This window comes from Microbulbifer pacificus (assembly GCF_002959965.1).
Taxonomy (GTDB): Bacteria; Pseudomonadota; Gammaproteobacteria; order Pseudomonadales; family Cellvibrionaceae; genus Microbulbifer; species Microbulbifer pacificus_A.
On the sequence record NZ_PREV01000026.1, the window covers coordinates 1,059,887 to 1,082,876 of the forward strand.

The 22,990-nt window shown below is 50.2% G+C and carries 21 protein-coding genes and 3 pseudogenes; 5 read left to right on the plus strand and 19 right to left on the minus strand.

What is annotated here, in order from left to right; genetic code table 11:
- Nucleotides 1-634: 634 nt before the first annotated feature.
- The 3 genes from C3938_RS04860 to C3938_RS04865 form a co-directional block, all read right to left on the minus strand.
- The gene (locus tag C3938_RS04860) at nt 635-1,279 is read right to left on the minus strand and encodes a peroxiredoxin (protein WP_233998654.1); all 645 of its coding nucleotides are present in this window, start codon (nt 1,277-1,279) and stop codon (nt 635-637) included.
- A gap of 937 nt (nt 1,280-2,216) precedes the next feature.
- Nucleotides 2,217-2,375 carry a hypothetical protein gene (locus C3938_RS17770; RefSeq protein ID WP_158681568.1) on the minus strand — a complete coding sequence of 53 codons (159 nt, stop codon included), beginning with the start codon at nt 2,373-2,375 and terminating at the stop codon, nt 2,217-2,219.
- An 86-nt stretch (nt 2,376-2,461) separates the two neighbouring features.
- Nucleotides 2,462-2,647 carry an RHS repeat protein gene (locus C3938_RS04865; RefSeq protein ID WP_105102084.1) on the minus strand — a complete coding sequence of 62 codons (186 nt, stop codon included), beginning with the start codon at nt 2,645-2,647 and terminating at the stop codon, nt 2,462-2,464.
- A gap of 213 nt (nt 2,648-2,860) precedes the next feature.
- On the opposite strand from C3938_RS04865, the pseudogene C3938_RS04870 reads away from it, so the two are divergent.
- Nucleotides 2,861-3,760 (plus strand): annotated as a pseudogene (locus tag C3938_RS04870) (IS3 family transposase); the annotation flags it as partial.
- A gap of 533 nt (nt 3,761-4,293) precedes the next feature.
- Here the strand turns inward: C3938_RS04870 and C3938_RS04875 are convergent.
- From C3938_RS04875 to C3938_RS04895, 6 genes are all read right to left on the minus strand, one after another.
- Entirely contained in the window at nt 4,294-6,330 is a 2,037-nt protein-coding gene (locus tag C3938_RS04875) for an AsmA family protein (RefSeq protein ID WP_105102085.1), read from the minus strand.
- Nucleotides 6,331-6,442: 112 nt separating this feature from the next.
- Nucleotides 6,443-6,754: an integration host factor subunit beta gene (locus C3938_RS04880; RefSeq protein WP_105102086.1), complete on the minus strand. Its 312-nt coding sequence runs from the start codon at nt 6,752-6,754 to the stop codon at nt 6,443-6,445.
- Between the two features lie 90 nt (nt 6,755-6,844).
- Entirely contained in the window at nt 6,845-7,120 is a 276-nt protein-coding gene (locus C3938_RS18050; protein ID WP_199775489.1) for a DUF4197 family protein, read from the minus strand.
- Complete coding sequence (locus tag C3938_RS18055) at nt 7,030-7,440, minus strand: M48 family metalloprotease (RefSeq protein WP_199775490.1); 411 nt, start codon at nt 7,438-7,440, stop codon at nt 7,030-7,032. The genes C3938_RS18050 and C3938_RS18055 overlap by 91 nt, the downstream gene beginning before the upstream one ends.
- Nucleotides 7,395-7,721, minus strand: a complete 327-nt coding sequence (locus tag C3938_RS04890) for a hypothetical protein (RefSeq protein WP_105102087.1) — start codon at nt 7,719-7,721, stop codon at nt 7,395-7,397. Before C3938_RS04890 ends, C3938_RS18055 begins: the two co-directional genes overlap by 46 nt.
- 650 nt (nt 7,722-8,371) lie before the next feature.
- Nucleotides 8,372-8,677 (minus strand): hypothetical protein, encoded by a 306-nt coding sequence (locus C3938_RS04895; RefSeq protein WP_105102088.1) that lies wholly within the window; start codon nt 8,675-8,677, stop codon nt 8,372-8,374.
- A 1,122-nt stretch (nt 8,678-9,799) separates the two neighbouring features.
- Between C3938_RS04895 and C3938_RS04900 the strand changes: the two genes are divergently transcribed.
- Nucleotides 9,800-9,985 carry a DUF3012 domain-containing protein gene (locus C3938_RS04900; protein WP_105102089.1) on the plus strand — a complete coding sequence of 62 codons (186 nt, stop codon included), beginning with the start codon at nt 9,800-9,802 and terminating at the stop codon, nt 9,983-9,985.
- 220 nt (nt 9,986-10,205) lie between these two features.
- Nucleotides 10,206-10,754 carry an SPOR domain-containing protein gene (locus C3938_RS04905; RefSeq protein ID WP_105102090.1) on the plus strand — a complete coding sequence of 183 codons (549 nt, stop codon included), beginning with the start codon at nt 10,206-10,208 and terminating at the stop codon, nt 10,752-10,754.
- A 1,052-nt stretch (nt 10,755-11,806) separates the two neighbouring features.
- On the opposite strand, the gene C3938_RS17775 is transcribed toward C3938_RS04905, so the two are convergent.
- Nucleotides 11,807-13,042 carry a tetratricopeptide repeat protein gene (locus tag C3938_RS17775; RefSeq protein WP_158681569.1) on the minus strand — a complete coding sequence of 412 codons (1,236 nt, stop codon included), beginning with the start codon at nt 13,040-13,042 and terminating at the stop codon, nt 11,807-11,809.
- A 153-nt stretch (nt 13,043-13,195) separates the two neighbouring features.
- Here C3938_RS17775 and C3938_RS04920 point away from each other — a divergent pair.
- A pseudogene (locus C3938_RS04920) lies at nt 13,196-13,605 on the plus strand (integrase core domain-containing protein); the annotation flags it as partial.
- A gap of 99 nt (nt 13,606-13,704) precedes the next feature.
- Here C3938_RS04920 and C3938_RS04925 read toward each other — a convergent pair.
- The gene (locus tag C3938_RS04925; protein ID WP_105102094.1) at nt 13,705-15,765 is read right to left on the minus strand and encodes a S8 family peptidase; all 2,061 of its coding nucleotides are present in this window, start codon (nt 15,763-15,765) and stop codon (nt 13,705-13,707) included.
- Nucleotides 15,766-16,068: 303 nt separating this feature from the next.
- On the opposite strand from C3938_RS04925, the pseudogene C3938_RS04930 reads away from it, so the two are divergent.
- Nucleotides 16,069-17,152: pseudogene (locus tag C3938_RS04930) on the plus strand (IS3 family transposase).
- A 96-nt stretch (nt 17,153-17,248) separates the two neighbouring features.
- Here C3938_RS04930 and C3938_RS17780 read toward each other — a convergent pair.
- From C3938_RS17780 to C3938_RS04965, 8 genes are all read right to left on the minus strand, one after another.
- A complete protein-coding gene (locus C3938_RS17780; protein WP_158681570.1) occupies nt 17,249-17,554 on the minus strand; it encodes a hypothetical protein in 306 nt (101 codons plus the stop codon).
- A gap of 506 nt (nt 17,555-18,060) precedes the next feature.
- A complete protein-coding gene (locus C3938_RS17785; RefSeq protein WP_158681571.1) occupies nt 18,061-18,888 on the minus strand; it encodes a calcium-binding protein in 828 nt (275 codons plus the stop codon).
- Nucleotides 18,889-19,440: 552 nt separating this feature from the next.
- Nucleotides 19,441-19,536, minus strand: a complete 96-nt coding sequence (locus C3938_RS18375; RefSeq protein WP_418903572.1) for a helix-turn-helix domain-containing protein — start codon at nt 19,534-19,536, stop codon at nt 19,441-19,443.
- A gap of 311 nt (nt 19,537-19,847) precedes the next feature.
- Complete coding sequence (locus tag C3938_RS04945; protein WP_105102096.1) at nt 19,848-20,087, minus strand: hypothetical protein; 240 nt, start codon at nt 20,085-20,087, stop codon at nt 19,848-19,850.
- Nucleotides 20,088-20,100: 13 nt separating this feature from the next.
- On the minus strand, nt 20,101-20,802 hold the full coding sequence (locus C3938_RS04950; protein ID WP_105102097.1) for a L,D-transpeptidase: 702 nt from the start codon (nt 20,800-20,802) through the stop codon (nt 20,101-20,103).
- Nucleotides 20,802-21,773 carry an RHS repeat domain-containing protein gene (locus tag C3938_RS04955; protein WP_105102098.1) on the minus strand — a complete coding sequence of 324 codons (972 nt, stop codon included), beginning with the start codon at nt 21,771-21,773 and terminating at the stop codon, nt 20,802-20,804. The genes C3938_RS04950 and C3938_RS04955 overlap by 1 nt, the downstream gene beginning before the upstream one ends.
- 21 nt (nt 21,774-21,794) lie before the next feature.
- A complete protein-coding gene (locus C3938_RS04960) occupies nt 21,795-22,262 on the minus strand; it encodes a hypothetical protein (RefSeq protein ID WP_105102099.1) in 468 nt (155 codons plus the stop codon).
- The gene (locus tag C3938_RS04965; RefSeq protein WP_105102100.1) at nt 22,255-22,734 is read right to left on the minus strand and encodes a hypothetical protein; all 480 of its coding nucleotides are present in this window, start codon (nt 22,732-22,734) and stop codon (nt 22,255-22,257) included. The genes C3938_RS04960 and C3938_RS04965 overlap by 8 nt, the downstream gene beginning before the upstream one ends.
- Nucleotides 22,735-22,990 lie beyond the last annotated feature (256 nt).

Sequence of the window (22,990 nt, forward strand, 5' to 3'; positions counted from 1 at the left end):
GTTGAACAAGCGCATCTACCGGGCTTCTACGATTTCTGCGTTTATGTGATTCCCATCACTTTGTTCACGGGTTAAGGTAATTCCCGGTGAATTATAAGAAAATGTAATCATCGTATATTTCAGTAGCTCAAATGTAGTAACCAGTTTATAAAATAAGACGAGTTCGGAGGCGCTATTTACACGGTGTAATTGAGTATATTTTAGTGTTCTGTTGGGGTGAAGATTACACATCACATAGAGATACGCCTATTTCAGGATTACTTCGATACATTCTGTCAGGCTGATCAGCCAAAAGACGTATCAACCTGCCCCGCCGTTGGCGGCCGGATCCCACCTTACTCGATTAACTGTAATTGACCGGAAGCGGGGTTGTAGACTTTCTCAGTGTGAACGCCATTGCACTGATTGATTAGTGATCTGCCCACGAACATCCCTAGCGAGAACGGTGTAGTAGTTCTCCCTGGCTAGGGTCAGGTAGATCTTCTCGCTGCTCATCCCAATGGATAAAGCAGTTGTACCGGCTCACCCTAACCTCTAGCGATGAATTTCCGTAGGTTTTTGAATCTGGGAATCAGGTTAGTATCAATCATGGGGTTTGCCGACATTAATAAAGATATTCGAAATTCGTAAACCACTACACTTCTGGCTGCTTTACGTAGCGCAAATATGGACACTGCTCATCCCACCCCTCAGGAAACAGCTCAGAGGCCTCCTCATCAGAGACACTCGGTAAAATGATACAGCGGTCGCCAAATTCCCAATTTACAGGTGTGGCTACCTTATTGCTGTCTGTAATTTGCAAACTGTCGATAGCACGCAAGATTTCTTTAAAATTTCTCCCCGTGCTTGGTGGATAGCTGATCGTCAAGCGGATTCTTTTCTTAGGATCGATAACAAAAACAGTGCGAACTGTCAGCGCAGTGTTTGCGTTTGGATGCACCATCCCATATTCCTTACTCACCTTTTGATCAGCATCGGCTAGTAACGGGAAGTTCAAGCTGCACTTCTGGGTAGCCTCAATATCTTTCATCCAATATTTATGGTCTTGTAATGAATCCACCGACAGTCCAAGGACTTTGCAGTGACGCCTGTCAAATTCAGGTTTTAGGCGAGACAATTCCCCAAGCTCTGTCGTGCAAACAGGCGTAAAGTCCTTAGGATGAGAAAACAACACACACCAGTCACTGCCCATCCACTGATAAAGAGAAATCGGCCCAATCGTAGATATCTGAGTAAAGTCAGGGGCTATATCGCCCAGTCGTAACGCTGTCGTATTCACCCACACCTCCAATTTCAATCATATTGAATACTTGCCAGCCTAGGGCCTGATTAAATCCCTGTGCAAGAGTCCAAGAATACGTCACAAGCAGGACTTTGACGTGCAGGAAAATTCCCAACCAATTCGAATGGGCAAGCTCAAAAGCTGGCCGGGCAAAGCGCCTTCCGAATTGCAATACATTCCAGATGAAATAAAATCTGGACTTATACATTTAACATTAACTGTCTTAGGATATACACATTCGGCAGGACTCAAAGGTTAACACATGCTCTTATTCACAATATTTTTTATTTTCATTATCTTAGTTAGTGTAGATTTAATTTTGAAAGCGCTTTCCACAAAACGATCCATTTTAGATAGGTCATGGTGCTGCATCGCATCCATCCTAATGTGGTCGGGAATTCTTGGCTGTGCTCACTTTACCTTTTTTCCTTCAGAAGTTTTAGGTCACAATGGCAATCTATCCGGAGAAATGCCCTTAGAGTTTGGGGCTGCTTTTGGGGTTTTCACTCTCGGCCTTATTGGTGCCCTCTCTTTTTATTTTATTTCCTTCTTTAATTTTCTCAGGCGCCGGCCTTGATATGGCCATGAGACGCGAAATCCCCCACATCTTTATAAATAGGACTTTAACCCAATCTAGTGTTTAAAGATTTGAAAGTGAGTTTTGGGTCCGATTATTTTTTCACCATTAAATGAAGCCTACCGAAAACATGAATGCCACTGTTGAGTTCATAGGTTGACAAAAGGCTACTGCCCGCTAACCGACCTGCTACGGGAATTGCTGCAGCGAGTGATTAGGTCGAGCTACCAACCTAAACGGTAAGGTACAAAGACCTCCGCCCGAGTGTCGGATACGGTGTTTGAGGTTGCCGATACTGTCCCACTGGTAGCTAAGGCCCAGGATGTGTGTGAGCCCCAGCACGTGGGCGGCCTGCTGTTACAGCTGCCCGGCGGCGGGATCGTAGACTTTTGCGGTGGTGACGCCGTTGCCACCGACCGATTGGGTGACGTTACCACGGGCGTCCATGGCAAGGACGGTGTAGTAAGTCTCTCCAGGGGCGAGGTTGATGTGCTCGGCGTCGCTGATCTCGGCCATGTAACCATACGCGTTGTAGCGGTGCTGGTTGGCACTGCTTTCCCAGGTGCCATCGACACCGCATCAAAAATCTGGAAAGGACGCTCTTATTGGTCGTAGTTGGCTTTTTCAAAGTGGTCGTCCACTGCGCCGAGGCTGGTAGCGGTTTCACTGGCGCGGCCGAGGGCGTCATATGTATTCTCGACTTTCTGGCCCTTGGCATCGGTCTGCTCGATGAGTTCATTGAACGGGTTATGCACGTTGCGCCAGGTGCCCTTGTCCGGGTCGGACATCTAGGTTTTGCGACCGCGGAGGTCATACACCATCACGGTTTCCAGGTCGCGGCTGCCGTCGCCCTTGTTGATGACCTTGGTGAGGTTGCTCTGGGCGTCGTGCTGGAACTGCTGCACTTTGCCGAGGTTGCCCTGGACCTGGATTGTAATCCCCCGAAAATTAATCGCGGTATTGAGTAGAGACTTTTACAATGATCGCCTAAGGAGCGAATAATGAAGAAGTCTCGATTTTCCGATAACCAAATTCTGACAATTCTGAAACAGCATGAAGCCGGGGTTCCGGTCGCTGACTTATCCCGTGAGCGCAATGTCACTAGCGCGCTGATTTATCAGTAGCGGGCTAAGTTCGATGGTATGGATGCGTCGCTCATGAAGCGCCTAAAGGAGCTGGAGGCTGAAAACGCCTGACTGAAGAAGATGTACGCCGAGGAGCGGCTCAAGCCCGAGCTGCGCCAAGAGACACTTGAGGGAAAGTGTAAGGCCGTCTCAGCGTCGGTAGATGGCCAAGAAAGGCGCTGCATCAGTATTCGATTGGCCTGCGAGATCTACGGCCTAAGCGAGACCTGCTATTGCTACCAGGCAAAGCGCAATGCTGAAAATATCGTCATTGCCGACTGGCTGATGAAGCTGACACAGTCCCATAAGCGCTGGGAATTCGGGCTGCGCTTCATGTGTCTACGCAGCGTAAAAGGCTATGGCTGGAACCACAAACGCGTATACCGCCTCTATCGCGAGTTGTGAACCTTCGCACTCAGCCGAGACGGCGGATTAAGCGAAATTACTCCGGCGAGCTGGATGTACCGGCTCCGAACCAGGTCTGGCCCATGGACTTTATGAGCGACCAGCTCGTCAGCGGAAAAGCGCTTCGTACGCTCAATGTCATCGATGACTATCGCGAGAGGTAGGCATCGAAGTTGACTTGTCACTGCCCTCGACACGGGTGATACGAGCACTGGATCAGATCATTGAGTGGCGCGGTAAACCAGCCACCCTTCGCTGTGATAGCGGACCTGAGTACATCTCTCAGGCGCTGGTGGAATGGGCAAGCAGAAACGAATAACACTGATCTACATCCAGCCTGGGAGGCCGGCCCAGAACACATACATTGAGCGATTAAAAGTGGGGGGATTACAAATACTCGATGAAATTTAAGATATTACGATTTTCGTATATTTCACTGCTTGACATGGACAGTTCAACAAATGGGACGATCCAAGCCGCGAAAGGAAGATCTGCCTGACGCGACTATTGGCCATATTTTGAACTGCGCAGAGTCATACTCAGTGCGGAGAGCCCGTTAGCTGTATATGCAATACTCCCGGTCACCGCACAAAAATCCCTACTGAAGCCTGCCGTAGCACATTCCTAGGAGGGGATGTGCTATGTGGGGTTGCAGGAAAACTAGATAGCGAGCCCATCACATATGCTTGCTCGGCACCTCCTACCCAACACGCCATTTGGCCGTTTGCAGAATGCTATGTAAGTCTTGCTCACAAGGGGATGTCGCAAAACCTGTACGCAAGTGTTAAGGGAGCAAACCCCCGAATTGGTTCTAAATCTCGGTTTTGTCCGCTGCGTAAATTGATGGAGTCGCAGCTGTTACACATTCCTCACAGAGCTTCGTGTGAATTACGCTGAAAAGGGCTTCAGTCGCGCTTGAACAGGTCTTTGAACTTGCTTTTCAGATCATCGACTTTCTCTTCCAACTTTTCGCCGTATTTCTTCTCCACCTTGTACTTGAGTTCGTCGCGCAGCAGGTCGTCGAGGCGGCGACTGTCAGGTTTGCAGCTGGTGGCGCCGGCGTCTGCGAAGCTGTCCTTGCAGCGCAGTGGTAGCGGGCGGTTGCGCCAGCGCTCGTTCCTGACGGTGCAACCGTCGGCGGAGGTGCGCTCCCCTACCAGGGACAGGCCGAGGGCGAAGTCGAATTTGCCCTTGTCTAGGTCGATCTTGCCGTCGCCGGCCATGGCGATGTTCTCCACGCCGGTGAGCACTTCTTTCACCGTGACCTTGTCACCCTCAATGACGATATTGGCGAGCAGGTCCTGCAGGCGGGTGCTCTCAGACCATTCCCGCTCCGGCAGTTCGCTCTTCTCGGCGTAGCTAACCAGTTGGCACATGCCCTTTTCCAGGTTGAAGGGAGCCAAGGCCAGTTGGTTACTGGATATCTGCATTGTGCCGTGCAGATTTTTCTGCAGCTGTGTGATATCGCCGCCGGAAGTCTGTGCGGCCCAAGTGAGATCGGCCCGACCAGAGAAGGTTATCCGCTCGTCAGGGAACAGCGCTTGCTGCACCTTTGAGATTTCCACCATGGTGAGGCCACCGTTAAGTTCCGCCCGCGCGGACTCGCCGCGGGCGTTGAAGCGGCCGTTGCTGCTCAACTGGCCGCCGTAGAAGTCAGCGGCCAGCTTGTGCAGCTGGTAGAGGCCGTTATCCACGGTTAGCTGTATCTGTGGCTGTTCCAACTGCAGATCGATGGCCTTGAGCTGCTCCAGGGACAGATCCAAGTTGGCGGTGAAGCCACGCATGGCGGTGAGCGGCAGAGGTATAGGCATCGCCGGGATCTCCGCTTCTTCTGCCGGCCGCTCCTCCTCCGATGGAGGAGGCAGGTAGTCGTCCAGCACCAAGGTGCCGCCGCGCAGGGCCAGGTCCAGCCCGGGTATTGCGGCGTTGCGCAGCTGGGCGCTTCCAGTGAAGCTGGTGTCGTCCAGTTGCAGCTGCAACGGGGTCAGATCAAGTTTCTTATCGGTGCCCTCGATGTTGGTTTCTAGGATGAATTTCTTCAGCGCGGCGCCGCTCTGGGTGACCAGGTCGGTGCCGGTGACCGCGAGCCATGGGCGCAGCGGCTCGGCGACGGCCTTGGCCTGTAGCTGGATCTGCCACGGTTTGTCGGCGCTGGCACGACTCAGGTTGCCGCGCAGCTGGATTTCGGCCGCGGCCTCACCACTGGATAGCCCCACCTGCAGCGGCTGCAGGCGCAGAACATTGAAGTCTTCGTCCAGGGACAGGCTACTGTGGATGTCGAGCTGCACCGGCTGTGCCAGAGTGCTGCCGCTGATCTGCGCGTTGGCGGAAACCTTACCAGGTTCACCGGACGCCAGGTTTTCGGCGGCCACGCGCAACTGCTCCACGGCGTACTTGGTATTGTTACTGGCGTCACGGTAGCGGATACGGCCGTTCTTGATACGCAGATTCTGCAGCGCAAATTGCAGGTCCTCGCCCGCGGTCCCTTCCCTAGGGGGGGCCAGCTTGGGCGGTTCCTCGGCCTGCAGTTCTTTCTGCGTCTCCATGGCATCCGTGAGCAGCTCCCAGTTGTGGCGGCCCTGTTCGTCCACACTGATATCTATCTGCGGGCCCAGCAGGGTGATTTCCTGCGCTTCCACGCGCTTCTTCAGCAGTGGTATCAGTGCCACGCCGATAGAAATGCTCTCCGCGCGCACCAGCGGCTGGTCCGACAGCGACAGCGGGGCCAACTGCACGCCGTCTAGCCTGAGGGCTATGTTCGGCCACAGCTGCCAGCCGATATCGCCGTCGAGCTTGAGGGCCACGCCCTGTTCCGCCGCCAGCTGTTCCAATTGCGGCTTGTACCTGTTCACATCGAGGCCGACTAGCAGCCAGGCGACAGCGCCGGCGAGTAGCAGGACTATGACGAGCAGGGAGATGAAGGTACGCTTGATCCAGGCCATGGAGAGGAGGTCCTTATTTTTTGTGGAATGGCCTCCGCCCGGGTGGCGTGGAGGCAGGTAAATTGAAGCAGATGTGGCCTAGAAATATAGACCCATACCTTATCCGGAAGCGCTACATGATTTCACCCTCATCGTACAGGTTACGATTGACCCGATCACGTAGCCCTTTGCCCGGCCTGAAGTGGGGCACATATTTGCCCGAAAGGACCACCGTATCCCCAGTCTTGGGGTTACGACCCATACGCGGTACGCGGTAGCGTAGGGAAAAACTGCCAAAATCACGAATTTCGATACGCCCTCTCTGGGACAAAACATCGGTCATGGTGCCCAGTATCACTTTGACTGCTAGCTCAACATCCTTCACTGGCAGTTGATCCAACACAGCCTTCAATGCAATTCTTTCGATCAATTCAGACTTGGTCATAACCCCCACTAAACCCGACTACATCTACTAAGCGTGCTCAGACAAATCCATTGCCCTTGTTTCTCAGACTTAAAATCGCCGCGGAGTAGGCTATTCCCCGCCCCCGAACACCTGTCCGATCAGCACAATGCCCAGAGCGTCATTCACACTCATACCGGTAATGGCCTGCTTGAAGAGCGGTGCCGCTTCGGCCACCGCCTGTTCGGCGCCACGATTCATGGCGGTTTCCAGTGGGTCCACGTAACGGCCAAAGCCAAGTCGACGCAAACTGCTAGTCACCGACAGGGCGGCTTCCGGTAACTGCAATCGGAAAGAGCCGGGCCGCGAAAGCTGCGTACTGGCGCGGTCGGTGCTGGTATGTAGCACCTCCTTGATACTGGTGCGAGCCGCGAATCGGTAGCGTAGCCCGCGTTCTTCGCCACCTGGTTGCTCACATCGACCCAGGGCGCCACGGCTTCCATATTCTGGCAAGCGTCCAGAGCCAGCGCACCGACCAGTACCCAATATTGCTTCATGAAAGTGATGGCGGATCCCTCGATGATGTGACGCAATGTGTGCTGGTGGTGCACGTGGCCCAATTCGTGGCCGAATACCGCAAGTATCTCGTTTTCGTGTTCGGCCCGCGCAATTAATTCGTCGATTAAAATGATGGTGCCGCCTGACAGCGCAAAGGCATTGGTCCCCATGTTGCCACCTGGTAGAAGCGCAGCTTGTCGATCGGATAATCGGGCACAATTCGCTGCATGCCATCTTTGATCTCCTGCTGTCGCTCGGCGCTGAGTTCCGTCCGCTCCAGGGATTCCTCGATCAGCAACAGAGTATCCCTCGCAGCCTGATTGAGCAGGTTGTCGGGCAGCCGCGCCGTGAGCAGCTTACTGCTCGCGGGGACACCCCATACGGAATAAGCGCTGGCACCACAAATCACCAGTAGCGTGCCCATCTCCATCGCCAGCAGGTTCTGTCCCAAGCCGTGCAGGAAGCCCAGCGAGACTTCCGATAGTGCTCCAGAATTTCGTGCAAATGGTATTCGATATCGAGGGTTTGTAGAGGTGAGAAATATCTGAAATTTGAGATCTCATCGGAATCTCAAAGCCTGAACGGCTACATCAACGCAGCATGGGCGCTTATGGAAAAACAACACGCTTACCTTCGATTTTCCTTTCTGTAGCGCTCTTCCTGGTTCCTGCGAAAATTGATCAAATAGGTGCGATTTATCCGGTCGTGTAGCAGGTTGCCTGCCGAGGCAACAATTGATCACCAACCTACCTTGAGCAGGGAGAAGCTCAGCAGAAAACTGGTGATTCGCAAAAGGCCTGCCAGTAGCCAGCGCGCCTAATAGCGGCGATTGGCCACACGATAGCCCAGCAGATATTTGGCAGGAGTCACCTGCCAGCGGGAGTTCTCGGCAACCTAGGCCAGCAGCAGATAGCCCGCGAAATAAATTACCAGCGACTCACATACGCCTCCGTCTCGTGTTTTTTCAGCACCACCAGAATGGTGATACCAACGGCTACATACACTAGGCATAACTCAAGTAGCAAGGCAGTAGTACGAGCTAACAGACCGCCGAAGAAATAGTGATCAGGGGTCGCTCGACGACCGCAGGCTTCTGGTCATTCAGATTTGTTCACCGCGCAGCCCCAGAGCAGGACCCAATGGCCGAGGCTCTTCCTGCAGCGATTCAAAAATGACATTGCACAATATCTTGCTGAACTCACGATAGAGATAGTCGCGATTACCCAACCAACCAAACAATATATCGCCGTATATCAGGATAATGGCTGTGATCTGAGGTCGGCATTTCTGCAGCACTTCGGTATTAAAGCGCGCAAAGCGCTCGAACGCCGCCAACCTCAGATACCAGTTGAATTCATCCTCAAGCAGATAGGAGCACTCGGCGAAACCGCGCCAGTTTTCCTCCATAACGCCCGCACAGGCTTGGAGTCGCGTAGACGCTTTCAAGAATCCGCGCGGGAAAGTCGATTTACTTGAAGCCTGGGATGGGCGGCTATTCGAATACTACCTGCGAAAGTAGCTTCGGCTCGCTTTTTTCTCTTTAACAACTTGCAAAAAAAATCACGGCCAGCCGGTTTCCCGGGGCTTGCTCGCCATGGGAGCACACCCTGCGTGATTATTTTGCGCAGGGAACGGAATTTCCCTCCATTCTCTGGAATTTTTTAGGGTCAGCGCTCGGTTGCTTGCAGATCAGCCCCGTCACGTATCAGTCAGCGTGCATTGAAGCGTCCAATCGTAATTCCCTAGTCATGAAGTAACCCTGTGATTGTTCGCTGCCAGCAGCATATGGCTACGCATGAAAATCTCATTGACCTTGGCTCGGGGCTGAACTCTGAATGCACCAATAACGTTCTTACTATTCTTGTGTTCGTCGTGGCATGACCGAGGCATTTCAAACATTTCACAGACCAATTTGACGGACTCCTGATCCACGACCAAGCGGGTAGCGTCCAGCTTGAGCTCGGGGAAAGGTTCGACGCTGCCTACTCATTGAACATCCCTATCTTAGGCGGCGACTTTACCCCTAAATTGGTGTTCGAGATTAGTATACCAATACAGTTTCTGCGCGCGGACGGAATAACGCCAAAATGCAAGGATTTTCTGATTTTTAGGCGGATCAATGGGCATACCCATTGATCCGCGCTAAGTTGTACTCCTGCTGTAATTAATACTGGCCTGCCATCATAAACGCGACAGAAGGGGGTGACCTAATCTTCCCGAGCCAAGAGCGTGCGCAGAGCTGTTGCGTAAACGACGTCGACTTTGTGTGCTACTGACTGGATGCACAATGGCTACGTCAATATCGGTAGCAAGACAGGGTAAAGTAGATATCCAGCTCCGAGGGCAACTTCCGCATGACCAACGACTTGCTCAAGTGGTGCCAAAGTGAAGTGCTGCGCTTCGCTGAACCTTCTCCCTGAAGCCTTGCAACGGGGAGGAGACCATATATTGGAAAATCGCAGCATGCCCACCGAACTCTGCTCATGGGCACGCTGAACTTCGCTCATCCTACAAAGAATATCGTTCACAATGAAAAAAGTATTTATCCTCACGGTATCTATCGCTGCCCTGGCAACCCTAACCGCCTGCGAACCCGAACGCGGTTCGAAAAAATGGTGCGAGAAACAAGAAGAAACCCCCAAGGGAAAGTGGACTCCGAACGATGCCAGCGACTACACCAAGCAGTGCGTATTCAAGCAGAAGCCCGGGAAATAGGCCCCCCATTTTCCACTGAGGAGCTACCACAAACTCCTGTAAATTCACCTAATTCATCTAGAAGCCTATTTCTATCCCATGCTGGAATAGGCTTCTCTCATACGGACCATTCTGGTTAGCCGCGTATAAATCGCGCGGCTTTTTTCAAATACACGGCTAACACCCGGCAAGGATGCCCATACTGCTAGCAACACTGCTGATCAGGCCCCAAGAGATTCTCATGAACCGCCGCAACGCCAGCCGCAGAAAAAGCCGTTCCCAGAGCAAGCCCATGTGGGCATGGTTTGTGCTCGGCAATTTCGTCGGCGGTTTCTTAGTTTTCGCGATATTCCTGCACAGCCTCAAACAGGACGACAAGCCCGCCGCCGATAAGGAACCGGAGGTGGTGCAGCAAGCAGAGGAGAAGTCCACTTCGCCGCGTTTCGACTTCTATACCCTACTGCAGGAAAACGAGGTTTCAGTGCCGCTCCCGAAAACTCCGAAGCTAGCGCGGCGTGTCCCATCGAAGAAAGAGCTCGCAGCTATAGAAGAGAATTCTGTGTACATACTTCAGGCCGCCTCCTTCAAGAAAGCCAGCGAAGCAGAACGGCTGCGCGCCCAACTCATCCTCGCGAACCTAAACGTAAAGGTGGAAACCGTCAGCGACAGCCGTGGCACTTGGCATCGGGTATTAGCGGGTCCTTACAGCAATCGCTCGCAGGTGGCCAAGGCGCGCGAGGTACTTGTCAACCACAAGCTGATGCCGATGGTGCTGAAGCGCCCACGCTAGTCTGTGATTGGCCATGGGATGCCCTAACAACATCAGATAGCCCGCTTTATGCACCCCTGGCTAGGATTGCTGCAGCGACCATGAAATTTTGGTTGTCGCCTGCACCGCCCAGGCCGAACCGCCACCGATACAGATACAAGACTCAAAGAGTCCTATAATACATGGGGATACGAGGTTCGGTGAACGATTGCCAGAACGGTACCTCCGCACCAATTTCTCTGCGGGCTTGACGCTGCTAATGCTCCGCGCACTCTTGGTTAACCGTCTCAAGCGAGATATTAGGCGGGAAGAGTAGTCATTACGACTAAAATGTAAATGCTACATCTAAAAACCATGAGCTACTTTCAAAGTTGTAAGCAACTGATGCGCACAGGCGCATCCAAATGTCACCATTGCGGCGCCTATATAAATTGTCTCCGGTTCTTGGGAGCCGACGTACTAGTGGCGGGTTTTGTTCTTACTTGGGCGCCAATTTGGCCGCATCCCCAATCAAGGAAATGCTTGAGGTGAAGCGGGCAGATATCAAAGTCTCAATTCTGGAGGGTAGCTTCTCCCACGTGATTTTCATGGTTTCGAACACAGGAAACCAACCCGCAGGAATGGCACAAATTGAATCCAAAGTTAAAGACGGCACAGGATCATGGTACCTCTACAGCGAGCTAGATAAGAAACCAATAGAACGGGCAAAGCGCATATCTTAAAAGCATCAAACGGATCTGTGCTCGCAGCCATTCCACACGGGATTCAAGCAGTATTGGGGAAAAAGATGTTGAAAAAACAATGACCTGCGATCTGGTTATTCAGTACATTCAAACGCGTGGTATGAAGGAATGCTTGTGCCCCCTGTAGTGGCCAACTCGTTTTGGCCACCAAACTCGGAGCATTCCAATATTTTTCCTCCGCCACATTCGGCGGCATTCCATCATTTTTCTGATGGGGTCGTATTGTAGTGGTCTACTAACTCCGGACATCATTTTAGGCGGCAAAGTTATCACCTGAGAAACTTAACCTACTGCCCGGAAACAGTTGACCACTACAATCACTACAGTAGTTTAATCCTGAGCTTTAATACTTACGGTCCAAAGTCCTTTCGACAATTTTTCCGCGTAGGTTGTCGGTAATACTGCTGACCAGTTGCCCTTTTCAACAACGCATTCATACCAACAAACTTGTTCGCCTTCTTCGTCCTTAAGGGTCCATTCTATAACATTGCCATTAGACACAGCTGTTTTCCCGCTCATTGTCACAATGGCATGATTAGCTCCAACATGAGACTCGCCGTCGTTTCTCGAAACAGGAAACTCACTATTCTCGAAAAAATCGAACTTTGAGTCATGTGAAAGTAGAGACTGCATCATCGTCGGCCAAACTTTGTGGCGAAGAAAATGTTGGTCAACATGACTTAGAGAATATTTCCCACTCTTCAGAAAGTTTATTATTTCTAATTTCATGTTAGGGATCACACCATGGCATCCACCCCACATGCCAGCCAAAATAAGTTCGGTATGGCTAAATTCATCACGCATCACATGAAACCACTTGTCCGACTTTACCCATTCGCAAACTGCAGAAGCCTCTCTTCTCCCAATAATCGAATCACAATCTCGAACCATAAATCGTAAAACACTATTATCGTCAGAAACCAAAAAACGCCACATCACTGGCGGGATACTGCACTTTGTCGAATCTATTATCTCTATTTCTGCACCATTTCTCTTTAATCTCGCTATAACCTGAGGAGGTACCGTTTTATCACAGTAAAAACGACACTTCCAGCTTGGTAGAAAGCTTCTCACTGCAGCAACATTCAATAAAGCACCTTCACAATATCGAGGACTACCACCAAAAAGGGAAAATGAAATTATGTTTCCACTCGGATCATTTTCATTGAAAACTGGAGGCATATTTGTAGGTAATGGATATTGAATTTCACCAGAAACAGACTCAAATTTAAGACGTAAGGATATAGACCCATAGTGACGAACTCTCTCGAGATTACCAATAAGGCCGTATAACTCACTCATAACATCGTTAAAATCAATATTATTCTTTAAAGATGTTAGATTTTTGCTGATCGTAATGGCCCGATCCAGCTTTCCAAGCCGAATAAGACATTTCATCTGATTAAGTTTTACAAAGGGGTCACGAGTACGCATGTATAAAACTTTCGAAATATCTAGCGCTTCAATATATTTGCCCTGATGATACAAGCTAAAAAAATAATCGTTTAAGCTTTGTATGCTTCCTCTGACTCTTTCATTACTAACTTTTTCTTTATATTTGCTCATTGTTGCACCTCTGTTAGATATTTACTGCCGCCCCTCTAGCGCCTGTTGATACTAATTTGTCTGTCGGCAATCAGAGAAAAATTAATGAAAAACTTAAAAATAACATCGAGCTTGTCAAAGCGCCTGAAAATCCTTCGAAATCCCTTCAAACGGCGAATCAGTCGGCACATGCGTACGGACTTTGTTCTGGATGTACTGGAGCAGGCCCTGAATGCGCGGCAACCAGCTCCGCACAGGCTTATACACCACAGCGACCGTAGCTCGCAGTATCTGCCCACCCGCTACGGAGAACGTCTCGACGAGGCAGGCATCAAGCCCACAGTTGGCAGTGTAGGTGAAAGCTACGATAACGCCCTAACTGAAACCATCACGGTTTGTACAAGGCCGAACTGGCCCACAAGCACGGACCTAGGAAAACCATAGAGGTGCTGGAATAGGCAACTCAGAACTGGGGGTCCTGCTTCAACCAGCAGCGCCTCCTTGAACCCATCGGCAATATCCCGCCTGCGGAGTTTGAGGCATTATACGAGCAGAGTCAGACCGCTATCCCGCAAGCCGCTTGACTCAAACCAATTAGCCTCCGCGAAATCCGGGGCGGTCCAGTTCAGTGATACTCCGAAAGGCACAAAAGCCAGTGCTGCTCTCTACAGCCTGATTGGCGCTTAATGAACCAAATGAAAATCATAGAAATACACAGGCTCTTCGCTATGATTTGATATACGGAGCGCCCAAACCCCATCTCTTAATTCGTCGGATAAATCAAGTGAACTAAACCCTCTCAAGTAATGAGCATCCATTTCATTTCTGAGAAGATATTCAGTACCATCTGGCGCAATAAGATCTAGCGCAGCGCTACCGCCCCCCCCGAGATGAAAGAAAACTGTAGAAGATGTTGCCGCGTACCCAATCCTTCCTGATACGTTAATTAACGCTTCTTTCGTTTCATTGGGGTCGACCCGGAATAAAGAAATATTTGTATGAGGCCTGTATTCCCGATGATGCTGGGAACCACTATCACTATCCCCCTCAGCTTGATAACTTGCAACCAAAGCTGATGGTAAGTATGTGCCCATGATCGAAGGTTTAATATAGTAGATCCCTTCTAGCGGGTTCTCAAAAGTACAGATATAGTCATTAAAATTTGATCCTGTGGCCTCAATCAGGCAGTCATATTCTTCTACCGTAGGTGTTGAACCATAACGCACATAGAAATTACGAGCGCCAACCCCCCGACCATAAGCCATAATTGACAGGTCTCGTGATCCTTTGGGGACTTCAATACGAAACTCTTCAGTATTGTTATACTCTTGAAGGCTTCTCGAAAATGGATTTCTTGCTACGCCATTGATAAGCGAATTATCTATTGGAGCATATCCGGAAATCAGATTATAGGCATCAAGGATCCCGCCTCCAACTGGATGATTTGGCTGGTCGGAAAATGGTTTAGCTCTATCTTTTAATAATATTTTGGTTTGCGCCGATGAAATAGTTGGATCATGTGCGCGCAACAATGCTATAGCGCCTGACACATGTGGAGCGGCCATTGAGGTTCCACTCATACTAGCGTAGCTTTCCGCTACTGGTTCTCTAGAACCAGTGTTATACGTGGAATAAATGTGTGACCCGGGAGCTGAGATATCTACTACATTTCCGTAGTTTGAGAAGCCGCTAAGAGAGCCTGCTTCCGTTGTGGCTGCAACTGTAATTACATTATTGCAGTTTGCGGGTCGTTGCTGAGAGGCATCTGCTCCGTCGTTTCCTGCTGACGCTACAATTACGGCACCGTTTTTTGTGGCAATATCAATGGCATTTTGCAGTGTTGGTCCGCACGCCCCGATGCCGCCCAGACTCATATTTATCACATCTGCAGGATGCTCATTCACCGGTGCTCCCGGCACAGCGCCGCCAGACGCCCAAATTATGGCATCACTAATATCCGATATGTAGCCTCCGCATTTTCCGAGTACGCGTACAGGTAAGATTCCAGCTTTTGGCGCAACGCCAATTCCCCCTCTATTATTATCTGCGACAGCGGAAATGATGCCAGCTACATGCGTGCCATGCCATGACGAGTTAGTTGGGTAGGCGTTGCATTCTCCAGGGGCACTGAAGTTACCAGGGTCTTCAGGGTTACTATCGCGCCCATCGCCATCATTAGCAACAGTTACGCTGCTGATAAAGTCATACCCCGCCAGCACATTTTTTGCTAAATCACTATGCGAGGTTATACCAGTGTCTAATACTGCGACTATTGAACCTTTACCACTCCCTATATCCCAAGCCCGGTGTGCGTTGATTCCCCCTGGACCATGTATCCCCCACAGATTGGCATAGGATGGATCATTTGGTACAAGGTCAGGTTGGAGCAACAAATCTGGTTCAACATATTCGATAGTCGGGTTGGCGGCTAATTCGCTCATGAAGCTGTCTGCTTCCCTACGAGTAAGTTTTTGATTACTCAGGATAACTTCACCCCCTCCTGATATCGTTTGTATCATCTGCATCTCAACATCTGTACCTAGGCTGCTAGCCCCCATAACAAGAGCTGAGCTCTTATTGGCTGAAAGGGATTCGGGATGATATTTCACAATAAAACGATTGATATATTGCACTTCTTCAGACTGGTCAGTTGCATACACTTTGTAAGTAATTGAAAAGGCTATAAGAAGTTTCAGGCTAAAACATACAATACCAGCGGCGACAGATCTTATAAAATTCGACATATAATCCCTTTGGTTTATTAGTTATTACTGACAAGCCTATTGAAAAATTCCAATTTCACCAAATGGCATCATGTGGGAATTTTCTCAAATAAATTAACTTCCCTATTGTAAATTCCTGCTCAGCTGATTGGCGTTTTTCAAACCGTTAAGGAACCTCTGATTAAATCCAGAATTTCCGGTAAAACAGCCTAAATCCAACTTCGTGCCGAATCCGATGTCTCAATTTGTAATTCTGTAATCCCCCCGAAAATTAATCGAGGTTTTGAGTAGAGACTTTTACAAGGATCGCCTAAGGAGCGAATAATGAAGAAGTCTCGATTTTCCGATAGCCAGATTCTGGCGATTCTGAAGCAGCATGAGGCCGGGGTTCCGGTCGCCGACCTATCCCGTGAGCACAATGTCAGTACCGCGCTGATTTATCAGTGGCGGGCTAAGTTCGGTGGTATGGATGTGTCGTTCATGAAGCGCCTTAAGGAGCTGGAGGCTGAAAACGCCCGACTGAAGAAGATGTATGCCGAGGAGCGGCTCAAGGCCGAGCTGCGCCAAGAGGCGCTTGAGGGAAAGCTGTAAGGCCGTCTCAGCGTCGAGAGATGGCCTGGAAAGGTGTTGCCAAGCATGGCATCAGTGTCCGACTGGCCTGCGAGGTTTACGGCATAAGCGAGACCTGCTATCGCTATCAGGCAAAGCTCAAAGGCGAGAACAACGCCATCGCTGACTGGCCACTGAAGCTGACACAGACCCACAAGCGGTGGGGATTCGGGCTGTGCTTTATGTATCTACGTAACGTAAAAGGCTATGGCTGGAATCACAAACGCGTATACCCCTCTATCGTGAACTGGAGCTAAACCTTCGCATCCAGCCAAGACGGCGGATCAAGCGAGATTACCCCGGCGAACTGGATGTACCGACGGCTCCGAACCGGGTCTGGTCAATGGACTTTATGAGCGATCAGCTCGTCAGCGGAAAATCGCTTCGTACGTTCAATGTCATCGATGACTATAACCGCGAGGGGCTGGGCATCGAAGTCGACTTGTCGCTGCCCTCGGCACGGGTGATACGGGCACTGGATCAGATCGTTGAATGGCGTGGTAAGCCCGCCGCCCTTCGCTGCGATAATGGACCAGAGTACATCTCTCAGGCCCTGGTGGAGTGGGCGAACGAAAAGCGAATAACGCTGATATATATCCAGCCCGGGAAGCCAACTCAGAACGCTTACATTGAACGATTCAATCGGACGGCCAGACACGAATGGCTTGATCTGCACGAATTCACCAGCGTTGCCCATGCCCAGCTATTAGCTACTCAGTGGCTGTGGCAATACAATAATGAGCGGCCGAATCCCGCTATCGGCGGAGTACCTCCAGCCCAACTGCTACAGGTGGGCTAATTATCTGCTAATACGAGCGATTAAAAATGGGGGGATTACATAATTACTCAGTATTTTAATAATCGCCGCGCCGATTTCGACGCAGCGAAAGTCAGGTTAGTTGGCTTGCAGTCTCAAGGGTGTATTAGAAGAGACACCCAATGCACTGCCGGCTCCAATCAAGGAAACGCCGGCAACGGCACTCCTTGCAAATATCCCTACTCCACTACCAATTAACGCTCCGCTTGCGGCACCACTGGCAAAACCGCCCACAAAGCTTCCGCCTCTCATAGCGTTGCCTGTGCGTTGAATCAATCCGCCGATAAACGCACCAGCTGCTATAGTAGCAACTCCACCGTTGACTTGATTAATCTCTTCATCAGAAAGAGAGCGCATTTGGGGAGTAACAGAAGAAGACTTCATATACCTTCCTTTGTATGACTATTTAGAAGTGAGCCGGCCTGATACCACACTGGCCCAATCCCATTGAATCAATGGGTAAGCACAAAAATCTACTGTAAAGCTTTAGCTTAAGATTTTCTTACTTCTGTGGAGTTATAATCGAATCTGGTGTTTGCAGGATTGAAAGAGAACTAAGTGTTCGAGAGTAACCTAGAAAAAAGATAGATTCAGACAGAGTGTATGGCTCTGCCTGAATCTAGGTGGGCATTCGCCCGAAGACAACAAACTTTGCTACGTAGGGACCGCAATGGAATCTATAGTGCAAAACTTCTTGGATTATAGGAACCCACCACCCCAAAGACTCAGAAAATTCTCAACTTGAGTGTTTTAGTGGCCTGACTCATTGAACACCTCTTGATCAACCCAAAAATAGCGTCTTGTTCACCGAAACAATGCCTGCGGTAAAGTGACAGAGTTAGCGCTATCACCAATGCTATAAATGAGGCTTGCGCGAGCAAGTAGATAAATTATCCGGCAAGAAATGCGAAGCTGTCTGCTGTCAACTCGGAAAGTTGGGTATTAATTAATGTAATAGAAGATCCATCATTTGCGAGAATAGAAACATTTGAACCGCTTTGCGTTGCTGCGCTGAGTACAGACTCCATACCACTGAAAATATCGCTATGGAAAATTAGCACATCTGAGCCACTCTGGAAGTCATTGACGGTGTCGGACCCAAAATCAAGGGCGGAAAAAACAAATAGATCATTACCCTCGCCCCCCTCAAGGAAATCATTCCCGCCCCCCCCATTCAGCGCATCATTACCACCCTCTCCTCGAAGAATATCATTACCGGTCCCGCCAAATAATTGGTCGTCACCACGACCCGCCCAAACTCTATCATTACCATCACCGCCATAAATGATGTCAATACCACCAGCGAGTTCGTTGTTATCAAAAATATCGTCGCCATCACCTAGATCGGCGTAAGTACCCAATGAGCTTCCGTAAATGATGTCGTCAAAGCTTGAGCCAACAATTCCCTCAATGGATTCGAACCTATCTCCGTCAGCATCTCCTCCTGTGCCGACAGCATCATTGGACCAGTAGGTTTCAGCTGCCCCATATTGATCTGTAGCCTCCAAGGTGAGAATCACACCGTCAGTGGATGATGAGTAGTCTGCGGTATCAAATCCAGCTCCACCTAGGAGATAATCAGCCCCCGCCCCTCCAACCAAGGTGTCATCTCCGAGGTGGCCAACAAGGTAATCATTCCCCCTAAGACCAAAAATTATATCGTTATTTTTTGTTCCTTCTAGAAAGTCATTTCCATCTGTTCCATTTATATATGACATGGAGCGCCTCAATTTATTAATCACTTTTTGTGGTGCAGAAATAGATATACCTTCTTACATAACAACCAATTTCGGACGCGAATGGAATGTATACCTAACTGCTCGAAGGCTATCTGGGTTGGAATTTACTCTAAGACAACAGCACTTTGCTACTTGGAAACCCTAGCGGGATCCATAGTGTAAGACTTCCAAGCTTATAGGAACCCACCACCTCAATAATTCAGAACCTTCTTAACTTGGTAGCTCAATTCATAGAGTGGATTGATCGGTTTGCGAGGATTGAAGACATACTCTCCTTTGTCATTATGAGCCGCACCATTGTTTTAGATCGGTACACCTGACGCAAGGTCGTAGTTCAGAAGCGATTTTCTCTTGGTACATCAACGGCTTGCAGCCATTTTTCCCGACAAAGATTGACTCTACCAAGATTTTTCCCTTGAGGCACTTTTCCGCCTTGTAGGCGATTTCCCTTAATACAGATACATCAAAGCCCCTGGGCGCCCAGCGGCCGGGGGCTTGTTGGTTTGGGGACTGCGGTGCGGGAGAACTGGCTCAGGCCAGCACGTCCAGGCCCTTGCGATCCACCAGATTCAGCAGCTTCAGAAACGGGCCGTTGGGCTTCTTCCCGCCCTGTTCCCACTTCTGCACCGTGGACTTTACGAGGCCCGGCGCTGGACTCGCGCCGGGTGACTAACAGCAATCAGCAGCTAATCACTATCAAAGCCGCTTCCGCTATCGAAGGCTGTATACCCGCTACCTATCGCGCTGAAGTTTGCATTTCCAAGGAAGAACGTATCAGCAACTTCCTGTTTTAGGTCTTCATAGGCGAGACTAGGTTCATTTTGATTTGTCATGGAGATGATTGAAACAGTGCTACAGCAGGCGTCTTAGCGCCTAAAAAGAAAAGCCCCAGCCATGATGGGCTTGGGGCTTTGGGTGACCACTAAAGAACAAGAGGGTTACTTAACGCGGAGAACAGACACCATGGATGTAAAGAAAGCCGCCAATCCAACAAGCCCTAAAAGACCATTAAAAAGCAAATAATTAACCGTTGAGTTGTATATCCATCCACCCACCTCTGTCCCAAAGACATGCTGACTGGAAGCCGACAATGCATCGTAAATGTCGGTAACTGCGATCAATGTAATGACCAGTCCTAGAAGAATAAAAAATATGTGCACGGCAATTTTTAATCTCATCAGCTATTACTCCCTAATACTTCACGGTCAAAATCATATCCTGCCCATAACTCTGAAATTTCTGGACAAAACTAGGCATCAAGCCACACAAGTCAATACAGCCTGCTGATCCAGGTATTACACCGCCGTGAATACTAAAACCTGATCGATCATAAGTATTTGTATTCCCCAATGGCTCCAACCAAACCCTGTAATCCCCCCAGGAATTGTGCCCTCCTGGCCATGTACCTAAGCCAAACATGCCCTTAAATTCCTGCCATGCGGATTGATCCCTCACCTGAAGACGCTCTTGTCTCACAGCCCAAATTCCTTCTGGTATCGGCCCTTTATCTTCCTGCCCCTGGAATTCGCCAGATTGATAGCCTTCCCGGCCAGACACGGCAGCCCACTCATTAACAACTTTTCCGTTTGCATCCAACCATTGCAGAGATTTTCCATTGAAGCTCAAGCTCTGCGCCTTTTGTGCATTTACACGTCTTTGCTCAGACGTCTCATGATTAAACGCCTGCGAGAAAACACCAGTCGCCGCCCCATTTGCAAACTTCCCACCGGACAACTTGGAGGCCGTACCGCCAATCACCGCAGCGACGATGACCCGCGTTACGCTGTAACCCGCCCCACCAATATGGTTGGAGTTGTTGAAACTAGTCCCCGCCGCTGTAAAGCCCGCGGCTGCGAAACCGTGCCCGAACTTGCCGCACTGTAGCTCCGCCATCACCCCGCCGGTGAGGCTATTTTCAGGGCATAGCCCGTGGTATTCAATCCTCCCGCGGCGGTCCCGTAGTTGGCGTTCAGGTGGCTGCCGATACCCGCAAACGCGGCGACACTGACACCGCCCCAGAGGGCGCCCTCTGCAATATTGCCTCCGTTCGCCGCCGCGCTACTTGCCCCACCGATCGCGCCATAGGAGATGCTTGCCCAGAGACCGCTGCCCCATGGTGCCACCGCAGTCAGACCGATCGCGACGATGGTACCTACCCACTCCCTTAGCCGGAAGTACCCACTGGGATCCGTCGCATTCAGCGGGTTGTTCCACACATACGCATAGCGGTTGTGGGACTGACTGTAGTCCGTGGCCTGGAGGTAGGGGTCTGCCTGCAGGAACCGGGCGAGTTTGGGATCGTAGATACGACCGTTCATATGGATCAGGCCACTTTGATCCAGCATCTCGTGCCCGGTGTAGCCGCGGGTGGTGATACGGGTATCGAAGTTGCTTCGTTCTCTGTGCAGCAGTGCGGTCCACTGGAGGGCGTTGCGCCGCTGGCCCCAAGCGTCGAACGAGAGGGCCTGTTCCACGGTACCGCTGGCATCGGTAATCACGTCGATGCTGCCCAAGTGGTCTTTGTGCAGGTAGCGTCGCTGTTTACCGTTGTTGCTGACGGTGATCAGGGCGCCGCCGGGGAGGTAGCGTTTGATCTCCGTGGTGCCATCGGTTCCGCGGATCTTTTCCACATTGCCGATGGTGCGGGTTTCGGTGCGCTTGCCCTGGGCGTCGATGTCGATATGCAGGTAGCGGGCGCGGTCCGGGCCGTATTTGAACTGGGTGGTGTGGCCGCTCTTTTTGATCTCCGTGGGTTTCTCGAAGGCGCGGTTGAGCTGGCGCACGCTGCGGGTCAGGGTATCAAAGCAGGTGATCTGTTCAGCGCCGCCGCTACTGTGCTCGAGGATCTGGCGCAGGTTTGACACAGAGTTTTGAACACAATCGTACTACCCGTACTTTTTGCAAATGCTCCATACGTAATTTATAACTGAACATTCCATCAGCCCATTGTCGATTATTTCTTTCAAGTACGGTATCAACGATAAACTGTTATATGACTTGATAAAAACAATCGAACTACCGCGGCTTAAAATCCCAGATGACCAATACAGAACTTCGAAGTAATCATCCTCAATATGATATTGAACCCCTGTACCAACATCTAAATCGTTCATTAACAATCGAATATCATTAACCTCCGGAATATGTGCTAAATCAATTGGAAATACTGAGTTATAAGCAACACGAACCAAACCGGACTGCTGCATTATTTCAGCCATCCGATTAAAATCTTTACCTCTCTCTTTAAGTGGTTTGCTCATCGAAAAAAGTGACGGTTCATTGTTCTCATAAAAACACCCCCCTAAAAGCATGACAAAAGAACAAATCATATACACGTATAATTTGCTAATCATTTCTACTCCCTAGCAGAGATTCACGATTTTGGAAATAGTAATTCCCGCCCATCCATATGTGGGCCCCATCTCTCCAGTTATCCCCGTAATTTGTACTTCCAGGATATTTGGCAGTATCACTGAACTCTCCATCCAATGGGTCATACTGCTTGGGCTGGCGATATTGCTGATACCAGCCGGCACCTCTAATCGCGAGATTTATCGAAAGCTTAGGAAATACTGTTGAAAGCCCTCCAGTAGCCCCATCAGCCCAAGCTTGCGCAGTTGAACCGAATGCAAAATTTCCAAACTCTTCGACCCCTGGAAGGGATTTATACTCAGCCCGGTTCTTAAAGTCCCAATCCCCATTGGTCTCAACTTTTTTAATATATGCCTGGTAGTCCCTATCGATCCCTATTTTGTAAGCTTCGGAAATTGATAGCTTGAATTCATCAACCATCTGCTTCCACAAGATTTTTCGGCGTTCATTCATTTCATTATTAAATGCCTGCGAGAAAGCCCCAGTCGCCGCCCCATTTGCAAAGACCGGTACACCTGACGCGAAGTCGTAGTTCAGAAGCGATTTTTCCTTGGCGCATCAACGGCTTGCAGCCATTTTTTCCCGACGAAGATCGACTCTACCAAGATTTTTCCCTTGAGGCACTTTTCCGCTTTGTAGGCGGTTTTCCTTAAAGCAGAGACAACAAGCCCCGGGCGCGCCAGCGACCGGGGCTTGTTGGTTTGGGGGG